The 21,350-nt window shown below is 43.9% G+C and carries 28 protein-coding genes; 13 read left to right on the top strand and 15 right to left on the bottom strand.

The features are described 5' to 3' along the window. Window positions 1-11 precede the first annotated feature (11 nt). The 3 genes from AB4384_RS03400 to AB4384_RS03390 all read right to left on the bottom strand — a co-directional run bounded on the left by AB4384_RS03400 (window position 12) and on the right by AB4384_RS03390 (window position 2,147). Complete coding sequence (locus AB4384_RS03400; RefSeq protein ID WP_136987030.1) at window positions 12-623, bottom strand: LPP20 family lipoprotein; 612 nt, start codon at window positions 621-623, stop codon at window positions 12-14. A gap of 4 nt (window positions 624-627) precedes the next feature. Further along, a complete protein-coding gene (locus tag AB4384_RS03395; protein WP_102423357.1) occupies window positions 628-1,332 on the bottom strand; it encodes a hypothetical protein in 705 nt (234 codons plus the stop codon). A gap of 98 nt (window positions 1,333-1,430) precedes the next feature. Next, window positions 1,431-2,147 (bottom strand): hypothetical protein, encoded by a 717-nt coding sequence (locus AB4384_RS03390; RefSeq protein WP_136987029.1) that lies wholly within the window; start codon window positions 2,145-2,147, stop codon window positions 1,431-1,433. A 206-nt stretch (window positions 2,148-2,353) separates the two neighbouring features. Between AB4384_RS03390 and AB4384_RS03385 the strand changes: the two genes are divergently transcribed. From AB4384_RS03385 to AB4384_RS03360, 6 genes are all read left to right on the top strand, one after another. Beyond that, window positions 2,354-3,433, top strand: coding sequence for a PD-(D/E)XK nuclease-like domain-containing protein (locus AB4384_RS03385; protein ID WP_136987028.1), 1,080 nt, complete (start codon window positions 2,354-2,356; stop codon window positions 3,431-3,433). A gap of 15 nt (window positions 3,434-3,448) precedes the next feature. Next, entirely contained in the window at window positions 3,449-4,480 is a 1,032-nt protein-coding gene (locus tag AB4384_RS03380; RefSeq protein WP_081230253.1) for a recombinase RecT, read from the top strand. Then, a complete protein-coding gene (locus tag AB4384_RS03375; protein ID WP_372128876.1) occupies window positions 4,480-5,565 on the top strand; it encodes a hypothetical protein in 1,086 nt (361 codons plus the stop codon). The genes AB4384_RS03380 and AB4384_RS03375 overlap by 1 nt, the downstream gene beginning before the upstream one ends. 143 nt (window positions 5,566-5,708) lie before the next feature. Further along, complete coding sequence (locus AB4384_RS03370; protein WP_154724030.1) at window positions 5,709-5,864, top strand: hypothetical protein; 156 nt, start codon at window positions 5,709-5,711, stop codon at window positions 5,862-5,864. A 530-nt stretch (window positions 5,865-6,394) separates the two neighbouring features. Further along, window positions 6,395-7,654, top strand: coding sequence for a ParA family protein (locus tag AB4384_RS03365; RefSeq protein WP_372050575.1), 1,260 nt, complete (start codon window positions 6,395-6,397; stop codon window positions 7,652-7,654). Between the two features lie 2 nt (window positions 7,655-7,656). Next, on the top strand, window positions 7,657-8,787 hold the full coding sequence (locus AB4384_RS03360; protein ID WP_136987026.1) for a hypothetical protein: 1,131 nt from the start codon (window positions 7,657-7,659) through the stop codon (window positions 8,785-8,787). Window positions 8,788-8,972: 185 nt separating this feature from the next. Here the strand turns inward: AB4384_RS03360 and AB4384_RS03355 are convergent, their stop codons facing one another. The 3 genes from AB4384_RS03355 to AB4384_RS03345 form a co-directional block, all read right to left on the bottom strand. Continuing rightward, entirely contained in the window at window positions 8,973-9,209 is a 237-nt protein-coding gene (locus AB4384_RS03355; RefSeq protein ID WP_086714996.1) for a hypothetical protein, read from the bottom strand. Window positions 9,210-9,269: 60 nt separating this feature from the next. Next, window positions 9,270-10,934 (bottom strand): ATP-binding protein, encoded by a 1,665-nt coding sequence (locus tag AB4384_RS03350; RefSeq protein WP_372050576.1) that lies wholly within the window; start codon window positions 10,932-10,934, stop codon window positions 9,270-9,272. Window positions 10,935-11,154: 220 nt separating this feature from the next. Then, complete coding sequence (locus AB4384_RS03345) at window positions 11,155-11,379, bottom strand: hypothetical protein (RefSeq protein WP_133150982.1); 225 nt, start codon at window positions 11,377-11,379, stop codon at window positions 11,155-11,157. A gap of 393 nt (window positions 11,380-11,772) precedes the next feature. Between AB4384_RS03345 and AB4384_RS03340 the strand changes: the two genes are divergently transcribed. Both AB4384_RS03340 and AB4384_RS03335 read left to right on the top strand, forming a co-directional pair. After that, entirely contained in the window at window positions 11,773-12,315 is a 543-nt protein-coding gene (locus tag AB4384_RS03340) for a hypothetical protein (RefSeq protein ID WP_136987024.1), read from the top strand. 9 nt (window positions 12,316-12,324) lie between these two features. Then, window positions 12,325-12,555 carry a hypothetical protein gene (locus AB4384_RS03335; protein WP_086714999.1) on the top strand — a complete coding sequence of 77 codons (231 nt, stop codon included), beginning with the start codon at window positions 12,325-12,327 and terminating at the stop codon, window positions 12,553-12,555. A gap of 56 nt (window positions 12,556-12,611) precedes the next feature. Here AB4384_RS03335 and AB4384_RS03330 read toward each other — a convergent pair whose 3' ends face one another. The 6 genes from AB4384_RS03330 to AB4384_RS03305 all read right to left on the bottom strand — a co-directional run bounded on the left by AB4384_RS03330 (window position 12,612) and on the right by AB4384_RS03305 (window position 17,146). Continuing rightward, window positions 12,612-13,127: a hypothetical protein gene (locus AB4384_RS03330; RefSeq protein WP_136987023.1), complete on the bottom strand. Its 516-nt coding sequence runs from the start codon at window positions 13,125-13,127 to the stop codon at window positions 12,612-12,614. A 1-nt stretch (window position 13,128) separates the two neighbouring features. Next, complete coding sequence (locus AB4384_RS03325; protein ID WP_136987022.1) at window positions 13,129-14,487, bottom strand: TraB/VirB10 family protein; 1,359 nt, start codon at window positions 14,485-14,487, stop codon at window positions 13,129-13,131. A gap of 12 nt (window positions 14,488-14,499) precedes the next feature. Beyond that, window positions 14,500-15,687 (bottom strand): hypothetical protein, encoded by a 1,188-nt coding sequence (locus tag AB4384_RS03320; RefSeq protein ID WP_372050577.1) that lies wholly within the window; start codon window positions 15,685-15,687, stop codon window positions 14,500-14,502. A gap of 8 nt (window positions 15,688-15,695) precedes the next feature. After that, entirely contained in the window at window positions 15,696-16,364 is a 669-nt protein-coding gene (locus AB4384_RS03315) for a TraE/TraK family type IV conjugative transfer system protein (protein WP_372050578.1), read from the bottom strand. Between the two features lie 62 nt (window positions 16,365-16,426). Next, a complete protein-coding gene (locus AB4384_RS03310; RefSeq protein WP_136987019.1) occupies window positions 16,427-16,756 on the bottom strand; it encodes a type IV conjugative transfer system protein TraL in 330 nt (109 codons plus the stop codon). Window positions 16,757-16,813: 57 nt separating this feature from the next. Beyond that, window positions 16,814-17,146: a hypothetical protein gene (locus AB4384_RS03305; RefSeq protein ID WP_081230238.1), complete on the bottom strand. Its 333-nt coding sequence runs from the start codon at window positions 17,144-17,146 to the stop codon at window positions 16,814-16,816. Between the two features lie 407 nt (window positions 17,147-17,553). On the opposite strand from AB4384_RS03305, the gene AB4384_RS03300 reads away from it, so the two are divergent. Then, a complete protein-coding gene (locus AB4384_RS03300) occupies window positions 17,554-17,751 on the top strand; it encodes a hypothetical protein (RefSeq protein WP_081230237.1) in 198 nt (65 codons plus the stop codon). 10 nt (window positions 17,752-17,761) lie between these two features. Here the strand turns inward: AB4384_RS03300 and AB4384_RS03295 are convergent, their stop codons facing one another. Beyond that, window positions 17,762-17,977 (bottom strand): hypothetical protein, encoded by a 216-nt coding sequence (locus AB4384_RS03295; RefSeq protein ID WP_154724035.1) that lies wholly within the window; start codon window positions 17,975-17,977, stop codon window positions 17,762-17,764. Window positions 17,978-18,131: 154 nt separating this feature from the next. Here AB4384_RS03295 and AB4384_RS03290 point away from each other — a divergent pair, with 154 nt between their 5' ends. Further along, window positions 18,132-18,869 carry a hypothetical protein gene (locus AB4384_RS03290; protein ID WP_154724036.1) on the top strand — a complete coding sequence of 246 codons (738 nt, stop codon included), beginning with the start codon at window positions 18,132-18,134 and terminating at the stop codon, window positions 18,867-18,869. A gap of 48 nt (window positions 18,870-18,917) precedes the next feature. Here AB4384_RS03290 and AB4384_RS03285 read toward each other — a convergent pair whose 3' ends face one another. Continuing rightward, on the bottom strand, window positions 18,918-19,436 hold the full coding sequence (locus AB4384_RS03285; protein ID WP_136987017.1) for a hypothetical protein: 519 nt from the start codon (window positions 19,434-19,436) through the stop codon (window positions 18,918-18,920). 41 nt (window positions 19,437-19,477) lie between these two features. Then, entirely contained in the window at window positions 19,478-19,801 is a 324-nt protein-coding gene (locus AB4384_RS03280; RefSeq protein ID WP_154724134.1) for a hypothetical protein, read from the bottom strand. Between the two features lie 174 nt (window positions 19,802-19,975). Between AB4384_RS03280 and AB4384_RS03275 the strand changes: the two genes are divergently transcribed. From AB4384_RS03275 to AB4384_RS03265, 3 genes are read left to right on the top strand one after another with little or no spacing between them, the layout of a single operon-like run. After that, on the top strand, window positions 19,976-20,476 hold the full coding sequence (locus AB4384_RS03275; protein ID WP_154724135.1) for a hypothetical protein: 501 nt from the start codon (window positions 19,976-19,978) through the stop codon (window positions 20,474-20,476). 55 nt (window positions 20,477-20,531) lie between these two features. Continuing rightward, on the top strand, window positions 20,532-20,888 hold the full coding sequence (locus tag AB4384_RS03270) for a hypothetical protein (RefSeq protein ID WP_102305698.1): 357 nt from the start codon (window positions 20,532-20,534) through the stop codon (window positions 20,886-20,888). A 47-nt stretch (window positions 20,889-20,935) separates the two neighbouring features. Further along, entirely contained in the window at window positions 20,936-21,193 is a 258-nt protein-coding gene (locus AB4384_RS03265; RefSeq protein ID WP_154724136.1) for a hypothetical protein, read from the top strand. The last annotated feature ends 157 nt before the right edge of the window (window positions 21,194-21,350 follow it).

Genomic DNA, 21,350 nt, shown 5'->3' with positions numbered 1-21,350 from the left:
GCAGCACCACCCTACTCACCCGTGTTGCCGTTCGTTGCTTTATCCACGCGACGCTCTAAGTCTTTAAAGGCAATGTCGCTTGAGGCTCGCACATCACGGAATAAATCATCACTACCGTCGTTGTTCGAATCGTATGGCATGAATGACAGCAAATAGACGCGGTACTGAGTACCTTCTCGAATAACTTCAGTATCCGATACGTCGTAATCAGACAGTTGTGCATTGGCCACCAGCTTATCGATCGTTTTTTCAGTCAACGATACGACTTTGCTTTCCGTTGTTGCTGAATTGGTTGTTTCTGATGTGTACGCACGTTCACTGCCCGATACGATTTGGCGATATTTCTTGGCCAATTCGAACTCAGCGTTAATCTTCGCTTTGGTTACCGCCATGTCTAAGTCAGAACTCATTCCTGTTCCGGCTGCAAAAAAGCCTTCACCGTTAGACTTCGGTGGTTTCATGTACCAAGATGGAATGTTACTCAGTGTCTCATCCACACGGTCAACCGTTGCGTCATGCTTCGCCTTTTCTACTTCCAATTTGGTCATGTCGTTAGATGCACAACCGACTGCCATGATTGAAATCATGAACGCAGCTAATGTTTTCTTTTGAGTCATTTTCATTGGTCTAGTCTCTTTTTAATGAATTAACGCTTTTGTTATACATACGCGAACTCATAGTTGAGAAAATAAATTGAAGTAGCGTTATAGCGACTGGGACCGTTGCGATGATTGCCCCAACACTCATCAAACCTGCCATTTCTTCCAGATAGATATTGACGCTGCTTAGAACGGTTGTGGTGTGTGAAGCTGCGTAGATTAAGCCGACATAAGTAAACACCCCAATCCACAGTGAGCCAGCCATTGCGATTTTGATGTCAGTGAGAGATGGAAGCATGTGCAGTGTTACTGAAGATAAAACCCAGATGAGAAACCACTGTTGCCACCCTGCTTTATTCATGAACAACGTTAGGTCAATTGTGTTGTTATTAAAAAGATACGGTGTCACTTGTGGTGAGAGGAAATACAGTGCGACGATGCCTGTGAAAATTGGGCCAATACTGACTATTACTTTTCGAATTGAACCGGAGATGGTCATTGGGTATTCGTAATTTACGTAGCCGAGCACGGGATTATCTTGAGTCGGCATTTGAAACAGTTTCACTTCGGTTACCTTAAACCCAACCAATTTGCACATCAGGTAATGTCCGAGTTCATGTAAAGGTACACCAACTATTCCCGTGATAAACACGAGTACTCTGCTCTTTTGGAAGCGCTCCATCAGATACTTAAGTACCCAAATGGCGGCAGCAATAGTTAGGAAGTGGATCATAGAGTTACCAATAAACGTAAAGACGGTAATAAGGTAACGTTTCCCTCAAACGATGTTTTCAATTAAAGAGCCAATTTTCGGGCGTTAATTGGCAATATTTATTGTTGACCGTGCCGTGCGTCTATCTTTCGGACCTTTATTTGATACAACTCACACCAATGGAGAACTTGTTGAAGTCTTTCTGGTTTCGTAGATTCATCGATCAAAAGCGCAGCCGCATTAGAAAGCTGTAGCTGTTCAAAATTCAATAGCCGCCCAGCTACACGGCCATCATTGTCATAATCCGCGTTCAGCATCTTGGCTTGATATTGGCACTTTGGAAAGGTCGTATAAGGGGAGTCTGACAGTATCGCGACTTCTCCGGATACATTGCCCAGCAGCAGGCTGACTTTTTCCGTCACGGATAATTCACACTTCTGGCCACGCAGGTCGATAACAGAAAGTACAAACGGCGACTCGGGGATAAGCGTTCTTGCCCAAACACCATTGAGCTTCACATTTGAGGGCAGAGGATGTCTCGCAAAGATATTGAGAAACAACTCATCAGGAACAGCCTTTGGTCCTAAGTTCAACCGGGTGATTATAAATTTCTTCGGTATCTTACCGAGCTCCACCAGCGTGCTCGTGAGCATTGATTCCATTTCGGCTTCTTTCAACCACACCCCGCCTTGCTTTATCGGCAAGTTAAAGCAATCACCATAAAGTCCTTCACCATTTGCGAGCCCTTTCGATTTCAATATCAACGGCACACCTGCGCCACTGCCAGTATTTGTTCTGTGTTTGGCGTATGGAATTACATAGTTCATACCTAGCATATTCGATGTCCATTTTTGATTCTGTCATCATTGGTTATACACCGATTTTGGACTGGTTTAGACAGTTAGGATTTCTTTCAAAGACATTGATATATAAGGGCTCAAGGAGAATTCGCTAATTTTCAAAGTGGGGGGAGATTACTACTAAAAAATGGATTTCGTGATGTATATTCATAACATCACAAACAAGTTTAAGAAGGCATATTATGATTACTGAAATGATTAGCTCGCTAAGAGATTCGGTTACTCCATTCAAATTTGATGGTAGTACTTGTGATGTGCTTAAGGCATACAACAAAGATGGGTCCCCGAGCTGGCTCGATGAAAAAGGTGAGCTCATCGAGGGGATTTACATTGGTATGGAGAACGAGGTTTACCATGCCCTACCCGCGTATTCATCATCTCAGTTGAAACTGCTTGTAAAGAAATCCCCTGCCCACTTTTACAGAAAATACATAAGCGATATTGACCGTGGTAGAACCGTGTCGAAGTCGCTGCAACGCACCTTTGATGCAGGCACTTATGGTCATGAGTTGGTCCTAGAGCCTCATGGGTTCTATGACCGCTATTACCGCGATATTGTGCCAGCTGATTACCCAAATGCCCTTAGAACGGTCGCAGAAATGCAAGCGCTTGTTGAGAAGCTTAACATCCCTAATGTGCCAAAAAGCGCCAATAAAGAGCGTTTGATGAAAGAGTTATTGGCAGTAGAACCGACCCTGCAATTTTGGGATACGGTTTTAGAAGAGCACAACAATAAGGCTATCCATAAAGGTAAAAAAGCGATTGATGCCATTGTCTGGGACGATGCACACCGCGTACACGAAACATGTCGAGATAATGTTGATGCAGATGCATTGATTCAAGATGGGTTACCAGAGATCTCCTTTATCGCTCGCTGCCCAGAAACTGGCTTGTGGCTCAAGTGTCGCTTTGACTGGCTACGCTTCGACTGTATTGCCGTTGATGTAAAAACAACTGCGAGTACGGACCCTGATGCGTTTGCCAAGCAAGCGGGTAACTTGGGATATCACATTCAAGAAGCGTTCTATACCTACGTAGCAAGCTTGCTTGAGGTGAACTTGGGTGCCTTCTTGTTTGCATGCATTGAGTATGTCGATGCTGATTTATGTGAAGTCTATGACTTACAAAGAAAGGAAGAATCGATGATTAAGTTCAAAGATGGGTTACATACATTGGCGACTTGCCTTTCTACAGGCGTATGGACAAAACGCGTGAATCTATCAGGAATCACTTCTATCACTATTCCGAAGTACTGCCGTTAATTGGAGGGCGCTATCATGACTAATCAATCACTAGTATTACAAGCAGTCGAGGCTGCACGTCCTCATTTTTCGACTATCGTTGCTGAGAACCAATCGGGTCTTGATACAGACTTAGAGCTGGAATATGTGGCATACATTCTGGAAAGCTTTGGTGAGTCGATTACCTCTAATATGGATGCGAACTCAGTGTATTGGAGCATACTGAACCAAGCGACCATTGGTTTGTCTGTTGAGGAAGGCTTGAATCACGGCACCTTTTTGTATCGTCACGATTATGTATCGAATTTCTTCGTGTTGGAATTTATGCCGACATACCACGGACTGATTCACTTAGCGTTCGAGTCAGGTGAAATGGCGCAAGTTACAGCGGATCAAGTTTTTAGCAATGACCAATTTGTCTATCATGGCTCTCGTTCACTGCCTGAGCATACTTCTCAAGGTGCCTATGCAAGTGGGGACTTACTATGTGCTTATGCTGTTGGGGAGACACTGGGAGGGCATGTTTATTGTGAAGCACTATCCCGTGAAGAGTTGGATGAGATCGAGCTTATGGCGGCTATGAGTTTCAGTTCTAACCAGTCGGTTTGGAATACTGCATTTGTTGGTCAGATGCGTAAGAAATCTGCAATTCGTAGAATGATGCGCTTGTTGTTCAATCAACTCGGTTTCGATAAGCCTCATTACCGCAGTCGTATTAAAACGCTCATGAGCGTAGAAGATAATATGTGGACGAACATGAAATCCACCATGGACCACGAGATCGCTCGTGGAAAGAAAGAGAAGCAATTATTAAGTTCAAACCAAAACAACGTTCCTGTTAACACCTTTGGACAGCCAATCAAGAACACCAATACTGTGTGTACTTCGAAGGTAGTTACACACACAGGTGAGTCTGCTGCTGATTTGATTAAGCGTGCAGGTTCCACTGATGGACCAAAAATGGAATTTATTCCTCCGGTTCAAGATGCAACAGAACAACCGTCAACTGATAACCCATCGCCAACCACTCTTGGTTCTGATGGCTTTATGGGCGGGTGGGGGTACTAATGACGAACACTGAAACTTACAACGAACCTGAGCGACTGCCTACTGCGAATATCATCACGCAAGGGAAGAAGAATGTATTCCTCACTCATTCTGTAGTGAGTGGTCGCTCCAAAAAACTGATCTACAAAACTAAGCGCAGCGATACCGGCTCTGTCAAAGAAGTTGAGTGTACTCAAGAGCAGGCCGATGTGTATATCCACCAGCAAGTCGTGAAGAGTTTGCGAACACATCCTGATGACATTAACTTGCCACATATGTCTATGTTAGGTCTTCCCAAGGAATATAAGGCAGTGCGTGAAAGAGATGTTCTGGTCCGTTTTCGAGTTCCCGAGGCGTCAATGTCTTGGATAGATAACGACATCCTCTCCGTTGACTCGACGACATGTTTCCATTCAGATTGCAGTTTTTTTCCTACTTCTGGCACAAGTAATTTTACCCTTGCTGTTCTGACAATTTACCCTGTGGATTCTGGATATTTTGCAACGTTGAAAACTGAACAAGGGTATACCGGTCTTCCTATGAGCCATTGGATGTCGTTAGTACCGATATGGCGAAAAACGGTGGTGAAGACAGAAATTGCGATTCTGATTGACAGTGAAGCTCAATCTGATTTACCTGGTCTTGCAAAGATGGCGAATAAACGCGGGTATACTTTCCTCGGAGCGATATCTGGTTTCTTCAATAAAGTAGAAGGCAGTTCTGAAGCTCTCCTTAGTCAGCTATCTGCCTGTAAGCTGTTTGCTGATGCTCGTGTCCCGGCTGAACCTACTATGGACGATGAATTTGGGTTTGCCTTTTCCATGGCCACCAATTCTGTGTATCGATTCGATGCAAGACGCTCAATTCTACTGACCATCATTGATTTCGATTCAAGCACCAATACATGGGTACTTGGCTTTACTGATACCGGTGAGCGATTAACACAGATCCCTTATTCTTATGACGACTTCTTTACGATGGGTTACCAAATTGCTGTTGTGGCGAGTTTTCGTGAGCAAGAATTAGTGAAAGTCTTTAGCTATCAATTCCACTCTAGTTGTCTCGATGAAGAGTCCTCTTCAAGCCAGCTAGAGACGAAAATTTAATATTCGGTGCTGCACCTCAAAGCCAATCTCCCCCCGTTTTCTATTCTCGGCCCCTGTTTATGCTTACCTAACGCCAATATGGGGGGAGGGGGTGTTTTGTTGATTTAGTATCTACTCATCAAAGACAAGAAGGTGATAGATACATGAATACAACTAAAGTGCCGAGCACTCACTCTGATCACGACACACAACCTGTACCCAGTCAGTTAATTGAATCGATGGAACGCTTTGAATTTGATTCGATGACAGAAGCACAGGTAGAAACCGCTTTTGAATACCTAATGGAGCAAGTGTCGTAGAGTATATTTCCGGCATTTTACCCGTGTTCCAATCTGTCATCATGACAGAATAGTAAGAGATTTTGATTGTTTAGTGTGACTAGCTTCATTCTGATTTGCTTTCATCTTGTTGGCATTTCCACATTCTCATCACACCTGTTTGGTCACTACTACAACAAAATTTCTTTCTCATACATTGAAGCCTAACATTCAGTCAGTTCCCGCGTTTATGTATCGCAGAGCTGACTTTTCGTATGTTAGTGGTGGCTTCAAACCCATTACTCCTTACTCACGTCCGTTTATGAATTGCACAACATGGCCGATAAGTACAATAGTAGGACGCGTCCTACTATTTTAAGTTATTGTTTTTGTTGTGTTTTGTTTTTTCCTCTATCGTTCCCCTATCTTTTGCAGAAAAGTACATCATTAGTTTAAAACTGTATCGTAAGTCGAATTTCAATAAATTTATCCAAAATTGACTTATTATATCTTTTCTTACCTTTAATATTGGTTCATACTAGCTTTCAAACAGGCCACTGGTGGATATTGCTATGGGAACAATGACAGAGAAACAGCTCAAGACGCTTGAATTAGTTGACGAACTTGGGGACGGAGGTGCTAAATTCTTGGAATTGCGCCGCGAAACAAATGAAAAGCAACCTCGTTCTTTCACACAAGCTGAGGCATTGAAGTACCTCGAATGTTCTCAAAAGGTATTGACCGATTTAACGAAAGCGTTAGGTATCGATCCTAAACGCTATGCTGAGGTTGGTATTCAGTACTACCTGACTCTTGAAGAGCTGTACTTGATCCGCGATAACATGCCGAATACCACCGTTCTTAAGAAAAGACACAAACCATTCCAAAGAACAGCGAAACAAAAGACGCAGATTATTGCCGTTCAAAACCAAAAGGGCGGGGTATCTAAAACGTCACTGTCCAATACAATAGCAACAGGTTTGGCGATTAACTATCATGTTGGTTACAAGATCTGTCTTATTGACATGGATGGCCAGTCAACTCTGACAAGTTTCTACCCTCCAGTGCATAAACACGAAACCAAACACATTGAGCGAAATGGAGCTAAGTATATTTCTGACGCTCGCACCAGCATTGGCGACTTGATGACTCTTGATCCTAATACAGAGACGTTTCAAGACGATGTGCGCAACGCCGTTTCAGATACGCTCATCCCCAATCTGAAAATTATCCCTGCGTCCCAGTCTGATAGAGACACGGAATCTTTGAGTACCAGCGACGATTTGAAGAAGCAGAATGTTGACCCTACAACGCGTTTGAAAAATATCTTAGATGCACTCGATGGTGAGTTTGACATCATATTGATTGATACTCCGCCTTCATTGGGTTTTGCAACGTTGAACAGTTACTTCGCTGCGACTAGCGTGCTGATTCCGTGTAAGGCGGAACATAACGATACCGATGCAACTTGTGCGTACTTTCAATATCTTGACAGCATCATCGGCAACTTCATTGCTAAAGGTCATCAAGGCTACGATTTTGCGAAGATTGTCATTTCCAACTGGAAGGGCAGTGACTCTGAACTGGATATCTTCAATGCACTAGTCAGTCAGTTTGGCGACGCGGTATTGTCGACCAAAATGAAACACAGTGAAGCCGTGAAACGTTGTGCGTCCGAGCATAGCAGTGTATTCGAATTTTCTAGGTCAATGGACAGTAAGAAAGGTAAAGCGTTGGAAGCGGCGCAGGCAAACTGTAAAGAAGTGGTGGCCGACATTCATAAGCTGATCACGGACGTTTGGAAACAACAGGACAAAGGTGAGGAGCAATAATCATGGCCAATAACCGTCTAAAGAAAATCGCTGCTGCTAACGCTGCTAAGGCCGCACAAGAATCACCTTCAATCACTGAACCTGAAGTGGAGAGTGTGTCGAGCTCACAACGCAAGCCCCAAGCCTTCATGGGTGGTAATGAGCGCGAAACCACTATGACCTTAGCACAGGGGAAGTTGGCTTCCATTGAAGCTTCACTAAAGGAGGGCGGCATTAGTCTCCAAGAGTTTTTAACTGAGACTAAGAAGCTGGACTTTGCGCAAACAGGTCGTGAGATTAAGTCCATTGATGGTACAAGCTACCGTGCTATCCAACGTACCTTGTCATACGATGAGATTATGACTTTGGTTAGGATTGACGTGGACAACGTTCGTGAACAGTCGAGCCGCAATACGATTCAACTCAACAAGATGAGTGATGAAATCGAGTTCGGTATGCAAATTTCACCTGTACTTGCTTACCAAGGTGAAGATGGCCTGATCTATGTCGTGGATGGCTCATGTCGTACTGATATTGCCATGGATAAAAAAGTGGGGCTGGACTTTGAAATATTAGATCAAATCCCAACACCTGAAACCATTACCTGGCTGGTGGCGTCGTCTGACATCAAAACGTCTTTCAATTACTACGAAAAGGGCAAGCTCTATTCTCGTTTGATGGAAGTGAATGATTGGTCGGCGTACAAATTAGAGAAAGAACGTCTATACGAAAAATCAGACATCTCACTCTCCCTCGCTATCTACTCGATGCCTGACAGTCTGAAGAGCCTGTTTTCAAACTATGCCTTTAGTAGCCGAGATGCCAAGTTCCTTCGTAAATTGATCGGCACGGTTTCAGAGAGTGAAGATAAGCAAAGTGCCTTCACGAAATGGATTGACGAAAACCGCTCAGAATTCGAAGCCATGAATGCAGAGGAAGTGAACAAAGAGCTTATTGCACGGTTGAAAGATTGGAGTCCTGTTTCTCCTAAATTGGGGGGCATTAATAAGGAACCTCAATCGTGGGCAAAGAATGGGAAGGTATCGGTATCATTCCAAGTCGTGAGTAAAACAAAGTCGAAAATTGAACTGAACAATGCAACGCCTGAGCAGATTGCTCAATTAGAAGAGTTCAGCAAAACTTTGTTTGGTTAGGGCGGTTTTTGGGTAGTAGGACGCGTCCTACTATAAACTCAGTGGCATAATTATCTCTTGATGCTGGTGGTCAAGCAGCCATGTAATAAAAGCCCTTGCTATAACACGATACTGACTTTCCCTGCGGTCTATTGTCGAACTAAAAAAAAGCTCCCATCATGATGGGAGCTTTCGATAACGATAAGTTATTGATTAAGAGCGTCTTGTAACTGCCCTAATACAAATGCCTTATCTTCTTCACTCTTTAAGTCTAGGGCTTCAATAAACCCTACACTGTTAATGAGTTCCTGCAATTTAACTTTATCCAAAGTTGGGCCAATTAACTCAAGGATATTGTGTAACATATCGACTTGAGCGTAAGGACCATATCCCCGACCCAATTCATGAGAATGGTCGATGAGGGAGTCAGTAAATGAGTTCATAGTAACTCCATACTTGGTGTTCTACCGTACAAAGACAGGTAGGTTGGCGGGTTAGTGTGGTTACTTAGTTTCGGTAACTACTATGTCAGTGCCTGAAAACGAAACAGTGAACGTGAGGTTGTTGAGGTTGCGCTTCATACCAGAGTCCCTGAATGCTTCATCAAGCATTTTTTGAATCAACACTTCAGGGCTTGACGCTCTGAGTTTGTTGTACAATTTCTCAAGCAGATAATTGTCGCGGTCTTTGTCACTTTCACTAAAACATCCCCATTCATCTTCGTAGTTGGCATAGATTCCTAGTGCGGTTGATAAATGTTCTCTTTCTGGAATAACTAACGTTCCATAATCAAATTCATCACCAGACACAACTACGGCATCCGTTTCTATGACTACCTGACCATATTCTCCTTTCAGCGTGTATTGGTCGCACATAACGACAGGTATTGAATACATGCCATTGAGTTTGGCCGTCGAAGTAGGGTTAACCAATTCGATACTGACATCGAGTTCACTCACTTCGCGGATTTCACACTTGTGGATCCAGTGGTCTGCATGCAGGCCGCACACGTTGACAAACAAAACATTTCTTAAGTGCTTCAGGTAGTTGATGTTGATGGTATCTTCTTCACTTTCATGCTCTGGGAGGGCAAAGAGTAAAGATGATTCCACTTCAGCGCGAGAAATCGGCTGTTCAAGTTGGCTATGTTCTACGCCATCATATCCAGCGAGTCCGAGCTCGTAACTTTTGGTATCCCCAATCTCAGACTTCGTTAAATAGTCAACGTTGTTGAGAACTTGAGGGGCATAGTTCACGGCTTTTCTCCATAGTAAACGGTCGAACGCAAACGACTGGCCAAGACGTTTCAGTTCTTTTTGGAGGAACTGCATCATCAGGGTTTGAACACTCGTTCGAATTGATTGCTTGACAGTTTCTGCATCTAACAATTCAGCTCGATCAGGCATTCTTGCTTTTACATCGTCGTTCAAGTGAACGATATGATGAGGGTTTAACTGGTTTGAACTGGTGACCGCATTGGTGCTAGAAATCAGTGCGCCTTGCAGGTATGCCAGCCAAGATAAACCGTTGTGTTTAGTGTCAAAATAGATACTCCCGTATTCGAATTTGTGCTCGATGTATTGGGTCGAACTTTCTAAAGTCGTTCTTGAGTGATTTTTAAACATCAGAACTCCATTTAGAACGACGTCAATGTCATAGCCTTCACCAATTCGATCAACCTCACGGTTATATTTGCTAGAAGTTAAATAGCCAAATAAAGCGTCGGAAATACCTTCCAGTTCAATCAATGTACCGTTCCCTCGCAGGCTGTCTTCTATCACGATAGATTCACCCGAAAGGATGGCTTCAGTACTTGATGAAAGCATTTGATGCTGACTTTGGATTTTGATGTGTTCGCACGCGAAGAGAGTGCTTAAAAATCCCATTCCGTATGGATTACATTTGTCTACATCGCTTGGCCAGCCTGACTCCGCGATAGAAAGAAGCTTTTGCATGTCTGCGATACCCGAACCATCGTCCAGAATCGTTAAGCAGGCACGGCCATTTTCGACTGATGTGGTAAACGATATGGTTGTAGCATTGGCGCGGGAAGCGTTTTGAATCAATTCATTGATCACTTTTCCGGTATTGGAAAAAATCGCACCAAGGTTCGAAAGAAAATTGTTTTCATTAATTTTGATTTGAACTGAGTTGTTTGAGTTAGTCATAGTCTTATCCTCGATATAGGGTAGGTAATGAATCTGCGAAGCGCTGGGTGAGCACATCACAAGGGGTTACAAGCCGGTTATAAGCGCATTCAACGAGACATAAATGCCTGAAGGGGAACGATTGACCGGGAAGTTTCATCCGATTGGATGAGGTTCGTTGTCATTGCTGGACAATGAGGTTTGTTAAGTGCTGGTGGAAGTACCAGGTTCTAACAGGGGGTTAAACTCTGTGTTTGTGAATCGTAAATGTTAGCCAAAGTGTTATGCCTGCCAAAGCCCAAGAGAGTAGGGTGATCAACAAAACATGACGCCATGTTTCACAGAATTCGACCACATTATGGAATGCAGAAGGGAAGTCTGTGCTACGAACGACAAGAACAGGGTGAATACAGAAATAAACCGTCGTTAAACCAAATAGTATGGTGAACAAAGTGCTTAATTTCATGGATAGTTCCTCACGGGTAGGTGATATCGCAGGTACATAAAAAACACCAAAGAGGTGTGTGTTTTGAACCGTTGATTGGGGTTAATTACGGGTAGTAATGCGAGTGGGTAACTCTTGTTGGTGTCAAAGTGCATTGACAGTAAGGACATGCATAGCATGGGAGAATTGGAAGCTCTCCAGCTTGGAGAAAACGATCACTAATACTAGTGATGATGTTTTCGGGTTGAACCGTATCAATCTAGCGTATGGGGCTGAAATAAATGGCAATTAACGAATCCAAAATACATGTTTCGAGCTCTCGTTCAGTGGGTTACGTACTAAGTGGGGGGAGATTGCTAGGCCAGGTATGGGAAACGTCGTATATTGAATTCAACGAATAGCCGGGGAGCAGCAATGGAGAATGAAGTAAAGCGGGTAATGTGGCATAGCCATGGATGTCGTGAGCTGATTGATGTGATGCGTTCATTGTCTCTCAGTGACATCCAATATCTGTGTGAGCAGCCAAGCCCAGTTACCACTGAATTTATTGACGAGTTCGCTCATTCAAAATGTTATGTCTTGTGCGAGGGTTTGATTGTGGCTGGAGAACGTAGCCGGTTCCCGATTCGAGGTGTGATTCTGTCTGAGTATGGCGTTGACCTTCATTACCTCAATGCTTTCGATATTGAAGGGAAAACGATATATATCGATGCCTATGGGCTATTTACACGTATTGAAGATATCTCAAGGCGCTATCAGATCGACGAAGCAAACATGACGGTTTTTGAGTTCGACTTCTATGGACTACAGTGCCGAAACCCTGACATGCCGGTCGTCGTCCTTCGGGAAACGTTAGATGCGCTTAGACAAGGTATTGGTTCACCCGTGGACTACGTTCGCTTTAGAGACAATGCTTGTCGTCACTTGCTATTGAATATTCAAAATGAAATTAACTAGGAGGGAAGTATGTTAGCTCAGTATTTTGATCGTATAGATGAAAGCATCGACGCGTTGCTGGCCACCGACTTAACAGAGACTCAGAAAAAAGCGATCTTGGCGTTGGTGAAAGACTCTAGCGAAGAGGTGTTGGCCTCATATAACAGAGCGGTTCGAGCAGAAACCAAAGTCAATGTGATGAAGACGAAGTATGACACGATCTGTTTGAGTGCGATGGATGCCGCGAGTGGAGTGCATTAAAAAAGGCCACTGTGAAAGTGGCCAAGCTGTGTTGTTTGCTAGTTTTATTGGTTTTGTTACTCCGATTGTTGCGAAGCCAGCCTGTTCATTTCATCGACGGACATTAGCTTAACAACAAGAGAATCTGGTAACTGACCATGCACACTAGCTGCAGGTAGCACCACTTTCCCTTCAGAGTTCAATATCTGGATCATGTTGTTGTTATATTTTTCTATAGCAGCAAAATCATAACCCTGAGATTTAAGAGCCGAAAACGCTTTACCAAACGGGTAAAACACAATGGGGTGTTGGCTTAATGACGTTTCACTTTGTTTGTCGATCACCATCATGGCATAAGCCATTACCCCTGATAGGACCATTAACCACACTAAGATGATCTTCGGCAATAGATTTGACGTCTTACTTTCCGTTTGCGTTTGCGTTGCTTCAATCACGGTCGGTTCTTCGTCGCCTTTAGGTTCGTCGGGCATTGTTGGTTTTGATGCCTTCTCAATGAGTTGTTCAAGCTCCTGACTGGAATTCGACGCCTCAGTTGGTTGGTCATTTTTCTTTTCATTATCACCAGTGGCCATATTAGATCTCCTTAAACGTCAGTTTTAAAGGGGCTTGAAGTAGGAAGGTCACTTCTTGCATTGCTGGTACGTCAACGGTTGGCCAGATTTCTTCCAACATTTTTACGTAGTATTCCGAAATGCGGTCCAAAGATGAGGCGCCACCTTGGAGTACTGCCGAGGTGCCTAGTGTCCCTAGATCGGGTGTTTGAAAGCCTGTTCCGTCAGAGTTGATGTCGACACCCGGCACCCTTGATGGGGCAATACCTTGTGCCAGTCCAGAAAAGAAACCCGCCCACATGGAGCCTTTCAATACTTCACCGTTTCGAGCAACTAACGTGCCTGGAATCCCTGCCTGACCGTCAGAGCCAGTAGCAAAGCCTTGCGCCGCTGCTTCTGCCGTGAGTCCGTCCTCATCGATGCAGACCACTTTTTCTAGTCTCATGTAGGCTCTGCGGTCTGACAATTGACCAATGCCGGATAATAGTGCCTGACAGTCTCTTAGGTCAGCACGATAACCATTTGGCAACAGTGCATCTGTCTTGATGCGCATGACCGCCGGAAGGGGCTCTCTCGCTGAACCAATACTGGTTGGAGCTTGCATGCCTGATAGCAAAGTACCGGTTACAAGGCTGGTGGTTGGCAATGAAATTGAATACCCTTTTTGCTCAGGTTTTTGCTGATAGTTCTTCAAGGCTGCAGCCAACTCCATTTCTTTCTGATTCAATGCCTCACGTTTTTGCGCCTCTGACATTTCATCTTCATCGACCAGTTGGTTCGCTTCTACTAAGGTTTTTACACGCCCGTCTTGCAACAAAATCGCATCATTCCCTTCATCGACACTTCGAATGCCTGCAAGAGCTGGGGGAGGGGAGCTGCGCAACTGGCTCACTTGTTGGTTCGGCACGCCATTAGTGTCGACAGTGATTTCCGTTGCGTTCCCGTGTCGATCTACAACGACTTGGCGGCCTTGTCGGATTTGGTTCGGATCATAGTTGGTTCTTTCCAATTGTCGTTTGCCTGACTTCCATTCGGCAATCTCAGCATCTTGATCGGCCATTTTTTGACGAAGACCATCGACCTCTTGTCTTAACAGGTCGTACTGGTAATTGTCATTACGTGCCGACGACTTTTTATCGATAGCCGAAATTTCAACTAAGGCGTCACGAACTCCGTCAACGTCTTCCCTCTCTAGTTGGGTACGTGTGCTCGAAGGCATGAACACTTTTTCGATTTTATTCGCGTCTGCGTTCGGTCGTTGAATTTTGCCCGGATGAATAAATTGCATCGCAACATAGGCGGCAGGAACAATACAGACGCCAATCACCCCATATCGGAAATTTTTGTTGGTTTCCCAAAGCTCTTTAAAGTTAATCTTCATGGTTCACCTCGATTAATCCAGAAGTGATGGACGTTCATTGCGAGAATGCATACGTTGGTAGTACAGTCGGTCGCGCAATACGTATACTTCGGTTTTTTCTGATGGCTTTAAGGTCGCTTTGTTTAAGATACCCGTTGCGATCACGTCATCATCTACCCAGCAATCCTGCTCTCGCAAAACCACATTTCGATTCGTAACGTTTTTAACCAATACAACGTCCACGATTCGTCGAGACGATATTAAACGTTGTTTCGTCTCTGCATATGTTCCAAATCGACAAGGACGTAACGCGTCTCGCGGAATGTTGGTCTGCAAGTCAAAACCTGTAGGTGTTGCTTTTCCTGCCGTTTGCGCAAACAGTTTGTTGATACCCTCGACGTATGGAGATGACTTAACTTCAGGATCACTGGCAATGGCCAATTCAGATTCCATATCTTGAATGCGCTTTTCTTGCTCAATTTTATCCTGTTTTTTGGACGCCAATACGCGGTTCACTTTTGCTTGTAGTGCTTTGTTGTATCGGACATCGACTTGTACCATTGCAGGCATGACATCAAGTGGCCAAATCGTTAAGTTAACTTGGGTTTCAGGCACCCCTTTTTCGAACATAATGATATTAAAAGGGGCATCGTTGTTAGATGTGAAATAGATAAAGCTACCATCCACTTTCATGACAACATTGGGATCTGAACTGCGAATGTTAATTTCTTTGAAAGAGGTGCGAATACTGTTGAGAATGTACTTTGCTGCAGGCAACGTAATATTGTCTGAAGGGCGTAGTTTGTACTTCTGAACCGGCTTAAACTTTTTCGCCATTTGTCGCTGCATACGTTCGAATGCAGTCAGAGAAGGTTTCGGTGGTTGGGCCGTTGGTGGTGTTGCGACAATCACGTTCTTGTCTGATTGGGTGACTCTTCCAAATTCATCGACGGATTTTGTGCTGACAATAGGTTGCTTCGCAGCTGGGTCATTGATTGGAGTGAATTGACTTAATGACTCTTGCTTATCGGTCGGTAAAGATTTGACTACTTGGTCAACCATTGCCGCAACAGCTGCTTTATTTTCTGGTTGCGTTGTTTGTCGCTCCACTTTCGAGCCAACAGGTTCAATAGGGATGACGTTTTGGTTTGCCATTGCACCGAATGATAACGTGGCACAAAGCAAGGTCGTATATCTAGCGAGGTGATGTAAATTTTTCATAACGGGACCTACTTGTCTTGCTTGCGTTCGATACGATTGCGTTCTATCTGCGGAGCGCCTTCGTATTGGTCAATGGACTTCATCTTTGGACTACCGTGTGCATTGGCAATCTTGAGTTCGTATGTCCAGCGTACTGCACGGCGTTCATCGCTGTTATTGCCGCGTTTCTTCCGCTCAGTAAGCTTACGCTCGCCGTAAACAATCACTTTGTCGTATTTGTTATCGTAGAACACATCTAATACGTTGAACTCTTGCACTTGGTCCCTGATGTCTAAAGCTTTCACATGACTGATCACTTGCTCATTCAATGCATCGTAATCTCGAATGGAGAGCATTGGTTTGAGCGTATCTAAGACAATATCCACATTACGGACATTCACGTTACCAAGCATGCTGGCAATGAATATGCCCCATTGCTTCTTGTAACCTGAGTTGGCTTTGTTGCCTATCATGACAATTTCTTCAGAGAAATTAGGCGGGGTAACAACGGTGATGGGTTTCGCTGTCATTACCTTAAACGCTAGAAATGCGCAGATAATGATGGACAGCCCCATCATCTTCGTCATTTTGTTGCTGTGGTCGATGGCTGCTTGCCAAGAACGTTGGACATTCGAATCTGAATCATGCTCCAGTTCAGACTCATCCTGCCCCTTTTTTTTACGGTTAAATATATTCATAGCAAACCTCAAACTTTTGCTAAAACAACACATAGAATTTAAAAACGGATCGCTACAAAGAGTTAGCGAAAATAAGTACGGTTAAATGCTTCTGGAAACGATTTACGGGATTTAAAGTTAATGATTCCAGCCCACCACAACATGTGTTTGAGCCGACCTTTGGGATAGTTATCTTTGACCCATGAATAGGCGAGAGCGAAAAGAATGGCGATTCCACCGATAAGTAACAGGTTCTTGCTGATGTGTCCGATAGCGATACCGACAAGCAAAATCCCCGCTGTATCCGACTCCATTCCGATCACCGATTGTTTGTCGTTTACTCGAAGTGGCACATAGGTTTGATTGTTCGGTAGTTGAGGACGAGCATCATTATTGATGTCTAACTTACTCATATGACCCCCTTATGTACTTCTGGGCCTCTTCTATAAGGCCCAGAGACATCTGTTGCTTTATACCGGAAGACCGGCAGTTAGCATGGTAGTGATAATGGTTTGAAGTTGCGCCAGCACCAGCATGATGATGACAGAAACACCAAGACCGATAAGGTTTGGTCGAACCATTGAGAAGATGATGATCCCTGCGAAAGAACAGAACGCGATAATTTGTCCAGGAACACCTTCAGCAAAGCTCACTAGTTCATCAAATAGGCCTTGGAACGCATCACCACCTGAACCGGCAATGGCCGAGACGGTAAAAAACATAAGCGCGAATGTAATTAAGCCGAGGTATGTCGTCTTTGAATCTACTTTTTGTACATCATTGACGTTGATTGTGTTTTGCATAGAAATATCTCCAATAATTCCGGTAAATACCTTTTAAGTAGGCCCTTGAATCATTGCAGGTAACCTAATTTTGAATTCCAAATAGTGAGCCGTTTTTTTAGGTTTATTTGTTTTTTTACATAAGCACCTGTTATTTATGCTTATTTTTATGTGGCAAAATCTTGATTTATCCAAAATTTCATTGTTGACAATCAATATGCTTTATTGAGTTCCATGCATCGACCAACTGTGACTTTCATATTTCAGGCGGATGACGGGTTCTGAGTACAGAGCTGCAGCCAGAATAGAAAGGGCTTCGATGGCGATGATTTCAACCACCAGCGATACCAAACGGGGGGAGGTTTCTAGGTACTCTGACGAGGGGACGTTACTATCAATAGACAGCGTTTCTGCCGAGGAGAAGAATCATGAATGAACGATATTTGGCTTTCAAACAATGGTGTCCAACTGGCACCAATTGGGAGTTCATGGCTTTTATTGCTAAACGAAAAGCGGAGTTTACGGGTCAACCGGCTTGCTCGGGGCATATCTCTGACCAGAGTGCATTTTCGGCGTATATCAAAGATTGGGTATCCGCTAATACCACCAGCAGCGCCCATTCTTAGATTCCATTATCTAATGGGTTTCTTCATGTGTATGCGGTTTGTAGATTTCCGCTAATGATTTGGGACCTTTCTTTTTGGTCTTTTTGGTGGTGGCAGGGGAGTGGCTGTCGGTTTGTTGGATGGCTTTTTCGTGTTCTTTGGCAGCATCCGAGAACGCATTGCTTTCCATTGCGTTTTTTCGAAGTTTATTCAAGCGGTCGAGTTTTGCTTCAAATTCAGGCGTCATACTATATCTCGCTAGTTATGCACTAACTCTGTTATACGACGAAACCCATGACGGTTTAGCAATTTACCAGTCCATTTTCATGTGTTAGGTAATTTCGCCTTTTTCACTCGCTATTTGTCAATCTGTAAACTCATTTAGATACAATGAGGATGGTATGGAACAATCGTCGAGGGTAAACATGGATCGTGGTATTCAAGAGCAAATCCAACAATGTGCATTCACACTATTTCCTATTCTGGCCAGAACACCACTCAAGCCATTGGCAATTGGGGCTGGTGCTTCTTTACACAAAACGCTCTGCCAATCGTTCGAGCAGGCAGATGTCTCTGTATATCTGGATAGGTTTTTCTCCAGTAGGGAATACAAGCTGGCGTTAATCAATTGCTATCGAGCTTCCTACACCCGGTACAACCTTGATGGTTCGCCATCTTCATCGACAGTGAATGAACATGAATTATTAGGACTCGCACGGCACGGCATTTTTAAAAATAAAAAAGGACTTACTGAAAAGGCTGCTCAATTGGTAAGTGAACAAAAGCGGTACGTCTCTGCTCGGAAAAAGCAGTTGAAGGACAAGGTTATGCGATTGAAGCAGTCTGGTTTTAGTGATCAGTTCTTGTTACACCGATTGGGGAAGCGCATCGAGCCGTACCTGAAGGTCAATTCCATCGGCGTCCAATTTTATTCAGAGAACATGATTAACGAAGCGCGAATGATGAAGGAGCGCACTTCTTCTATGACATTGAAAGAAATCAAAGTGTTTCAGAAAGCGCTCTATGACCAAGGCGTTCCGGTGTACTTAATCCTTATGTCCACAAACTATTATGAACCCTTGCTCTATGAGTTGGTCCGAGATGGCGAACCGGATAGCAAGTACTCACAAGTCGCGTAATATAAAAAAGAGCACTCAGGTGCTCTTTTTTATGTGGGTATATTTTTACTAATGAAAGGTTGGCGTTGCTTCTGCACGCATGTTCAGTAGTCTGAGAACCAATTTGTCGATCGCTCGTTTTTTCGTAAAACTGAGTTTTTCATACGGCTCAGTGTCAAACAAATCGCACATTAGACCGGATTGTCCGTTTTGGTTTACATCGTGTGTTTCGGTGACAAAGCCAGAGCCATCTTCTTTTCTTTGAATCGGCCAGAATGTGCATGTCTCGTCTACACGGTCATTGATCAAAAACACCATATACTCTTGTCGTGTAGGCGACATCGAAGGTTTGATGTCTGGGTTGGTACTCATCCAAGCTTCTAGAACGAACGTGTATTTGAGCACGTTGAGTTTACCCATAAGAACGCGCAGCGCCATGGTCATCTTTTCTTTGCTGTCTTGGTCTGAGATTGGGAACGAATAAATGCGTACTTTGCCATCAGCACATTCCAATACGATTGATGGATCAGCAGTACTTCTTGCCTTGAGTAGATCGTTAGCGACGATTTTTTGATTATTCATGTCCATATTAGCCTCTCTTTGCCTTTCAGGAGTCTGTGTGATTTGTATCAGTCGTAAGTGATCTCGTAGTCACTGCCGTCTTGCCATGGCGTTTGAGTAATGATGTAGGCAACTCGGTTAACCCAATGGCATCCATTGACAATCACCCATTTACTGTCGATAGGCTCCCCCAGCTCATCCTCTTCTTCATCTACGTCAATCTCAATGATCGTCCAAACTCGACTGGCGTCGGTTTTTTTGATGGTTTCTAGGTCGTTGCCATAGGTTTCGAATGAGATGCATTTTTCATCAAGGAAGATGGCGCTACCCCCATTCTCATTGATGATTGGTTTAAAGGATTCCACCCAAGTTTCAAAAGTAAGGTTGTTCATGCTGCATCTCCGTGATTGCGGTTTAGAGATACTTTAGTGGATGAATGTAAGGGCTCCCCCCGTATTGGTTAGCACGGTAGATAGCGATTGACTTGCCACAGTGAGTGGGGGGAGGGGAGATAGGTCGAATCTATTCTTTAGCTGTCATCACACACAACAGATTGGAGAAATTTCATGGCAATGTTTTGGGGCAACAGTTGGTATCAAGTCATTCATGATGAGATCGCATATTGCGGCGTTCTAATGCTATCGAAGTACCCAAGTGCTGATGGTGGTTACGACAGTAAAGGCAATGAGGTTGTAGAAGTGATCATGCCTTCGTTACCTGAAAATTCAGGCTTTTCCTTCATTGAGCATAAAGACCAACGATCAGCGATGCTGGCCTGCAAAAGTCATATCTTAGATAAATCGAGATTGGATTTGCTTGCTCACTTATGGGTGGTCAATGACGCTCAATGTGATCTTGAAGAATATAAGGTTCAGCTGAAATCCGATCCTACCGAACTTCAGTATTGGGAATCGAAAATTGCCTCCAGCAAGGAAACCATTGAAGACTTTCAACTTAAAGCCAAGAACTTGAAGCAAATTCGTAAAAGTAAAATCAAGGAATTCCTCGAAAGCGAAATTGTGGACATCGCGACAAAGCAAGCTCAAGAGGTGGCATTAGCTGACTAAAACGGGACGTAATGGTGTACCCAGTCCCCCGAACTTTTTTAATTTGGAGATAGACATGAAGCAATTATTTTTAGTCGTTACACACGCAGAAGGCGGCGAACCTGAATCATACCTTGTGCATGCCACGGACGAAGACATGGCATGGGATAGGCTCCTTCATTGGCTTGAAACCAACCAGTTACTTGATGGTACGACCGAGCAATACCTAGACCATTGCAAGCTCTTGGATGACATGCAAAGAGCAGCAGTTGAAGCGCCGGATGAGGTATGTCAGTTCGATGCTACTTATGAGGCGTTGGATTTCGAGTTCCTTGAAGTATTCGCTCGTGAGTCTCTGCCTGATGTGGAAGCCGCTGTCTTGTCGTCGCTGATGGAAAAGCTCAAAGCCGCTCATGAAGCTCGCTATTGCTAAATGACACCTTGTTCGATTCTTTCTCTTAACACCTTGGAGATCATGACATGAAAGTTGATGTGTATCTGAACTTACATCGCTCCACTGATACGACGCGTGTGTATTCTATTCGGTCACGAGAGAAAGAGTCTTATGGGAAGGTGATTGGCTACAGTCCTTCATTGTCATTGATGGACTGCGAGTTTGTCGTAAGCGAGAAGGGGCAAGCAAGAGTTAAACGTGAGAAATCAAAACTGGTGCATGCTGTTGTCGGTGAACAACAAAGATTGAAACTTTTCTGTTACGCAGAGCTGATTGCTACGTGACGCTATAGCAAAGATTTGACAATAAAGATCAAAACTCAATTTCACTCAATAGGCCAACTTAAAGCAAGAAGTAACAATAAAGTTAGAAACTTTTAGATGCTTTTTGTCGTAGTCTGTCTTTTGTTGTAGCAAACTTTTGCCCCATTTCAATTCAGCG

It is taken from the genome of Vibrio sp. 10N.261.51.A4, from assembly GCF_041471945.1.
Lineage (GTDB): Bacteria > Pseudomonadota > Gammaproteobacteria > Enterobacterales > Vibrionaceae > Vibrio > Vibrio crassostreae_C.
Note: the sequence above shows the minus strand (reverse complement) of the source record. Positions and strands in the feature narration are given on the sequence as shown.

Bases quoted from the DNA above. Each gene is read 5' to 3' on its own strand.
- AB4384_RS03400 (WP_136987030.1), bottom strand. From the start codon at position 623: ATGAAAATGACTCAAAAGAAAACATTAGCTGCGTTCATGATTTCAATC.
- AB4384_RS03395 (WP_102423357.1), bottom strand. From the start codon at position 1,332: ATGATCCACTTCCTAACTATTGCTGCCGCCATTTGGGTACTTAAGTAT.
- AB4384_RS03390 (WP_136987029.1), bottom strand. From the start codon at position 2,147: ATGCTAGGTATGAACTATGTAATTCCATACGCCAAACACAGAACAAAT.
- AB4384_RS03385 (WP_136987028.1), top strand. From the start codon at position 2,354: ATGATTACTGAAATGATTAGCTCGCTAAGAGATTCGGTTACTCCATTC.
- AB4384_RS03380 (WP_081230253.1), top strand. From the start codon at position 3,449: ATGACTAATCAATCACTAGTATTACAAGCAGTCGAGGCTGCACGTCCT.
- AB4384_RS03375 (WP_372128876.1), top strand. From the start codon at position 4,480: ATGACGAACACTGAAACTTACAACGAACCTGAGCGACTGCCTACTGCG.
- AB4384_RS03370 (WP_154724030.1), top strand. From the start codon at position 5,709: ATGAATACAACTAAAGTGCCGAGCACTCACTCTGATCACGACACACAA.
- AB4384_RS03365 (WP_372050575.1), top strand. From the start codon at position 6,395: ATGGGAACAATGACAGAGAAACAGCTCAAGACGCTTGAATTAGTTGAC.
- AB4384_RS03360 (WP_136987026.1), top strand. From the start codon at position 7,657: ATGGCCAATAACCGTCTAAAGAAAATCGCTGCTGCTAACGCTGCTAAG.
- AB4384_RS03355 (WP_086714996.1), bottom strand. From the start codon at position 9,209: ATGAACTCATTTACTGACTCCCTCATCGACCATTCTCATGAATTGGGT.
- AB4384_RS03350 (WP_372050576.1), bottom strand. From the start codon at position 10,934: ATGACTAACTCAAACAACTCAGTTCAAATCAAAATTAATGAAAACAAT.
- AB4384_RS03345 (WP_133150982.1), bottom strand. From the start codon at position 11,379: ATGAAATTAAGCACTTTGTTCACCATACTATTTGGTTTAACGACGGTT.
- AB4384_RS03340 (WP_136987024.1), top strand. From the start codon at position 11,773: ATGGAGAATGAAGTAAAGCGGGTAATGTGGCATAGCCATGGATGTCGT.
- AB4384_RS03335 (WP_086714999.1), top strand. From the start codon at position 12,325: ATGTTAGCTCAGTATTTTGATCGTATAGATGAAAGCATCGACGCGTTG.
- AB4384_RS03330 (WP_136987023.1), bottom strand. From the start codon at position 13,127: ATGGCCACTGGTGATAATGAAAAGAAAAATGACCAACCAACTGAGGCG.
- AB4384_RS03325 (WP_136987022.1), bottom strand. From the start codon at position 14,487: ATGAAGATTAACTTTAAAGAGCTTTGGGAAACCAACAAAAATTTCCGA.
- AB4384_RS03320 (WP_372050577.1), bottom strand. From the start codon at position 15,687: ATGAAAAATTTACATCACCTCGCTAGATATACGACCTTGCTTTGTGCC.
- AB4384_RS03315 (WP_372050578.1), bottom strand. From the start codon at position 16,364: ATGAATATATTTAACCGTAAAAAAAAGGGGCAGGATGAGTCTGAACTG.
- AB4384_RS03310 (WP_136987019.1), bottom strand. From the start codon at position 16,756: ATGAGTAAGTTAGACATCAATAATGATGCTCGTCCTCAACTACCGAAC.
- AB4384_RS03305 (WP_081230238.1), bottom strand. From the start codon at position 17,146: ATGCAAAACACAATCAACGTCAATGATGTACAAAAAGTAGATTCAAAG.
- AB4384_RS03300 (WP_081230237.1), top strand. From the start codon at position 17,554: ATGAATGAACGATATTTGGCTTTCAAACAATGGTGTCCAACTGGCACC.
- AB4384_RS03295 (WP_154724035.1), bottom strand. From the start codon at position 17,977: ATGACGCCTGAATTTGAAGCAAAACTCGACCGCTTGAATAAACTTCGA.
- AB4384_RS03290 (WP_154724036.1), top strand. From the start codon at position 18,132: ATGGAACAATCGTCGAGGGTAAACATGGATCGTGGTATTCAAGAGCAA.
- AB4384_RS03285 (WP_136987017.1), bottom strand. From the start codon at position 19,436: ATGGACATGAATAATCAAAAAATCGTCGCTAACGATCTACTCAAGGCA.
- AB4384_RS03280 (WP_154724134.1), bottom strand. From the start codon at position 19,801: ATGAACAACCTTACTTTTGAAACTTGGGTGGAATCCTTTAAACCAATC.
- AB4384_RS03275 (WP_154724135.1), top strand. From the start codon at position 19,976: ATGGCAATGTTTTGGGGCAACAGTTGGTATCAAGTCATTCATGATGAG.
- AB4384_RS03270 (WP_102305698.1), top strand. From the start codon at position 20,532: ATGAAGCAATTATTTTTAGTCGTTACACACGCAGAAGGCGGCGAACCT.
- AB4384_RS03265 (WP_154724136.1), top strand. From the start codon at position 20,936: ATGAAAGTTGATGTGTATCTGAACTTACATCGCTCCACTGATACGACG.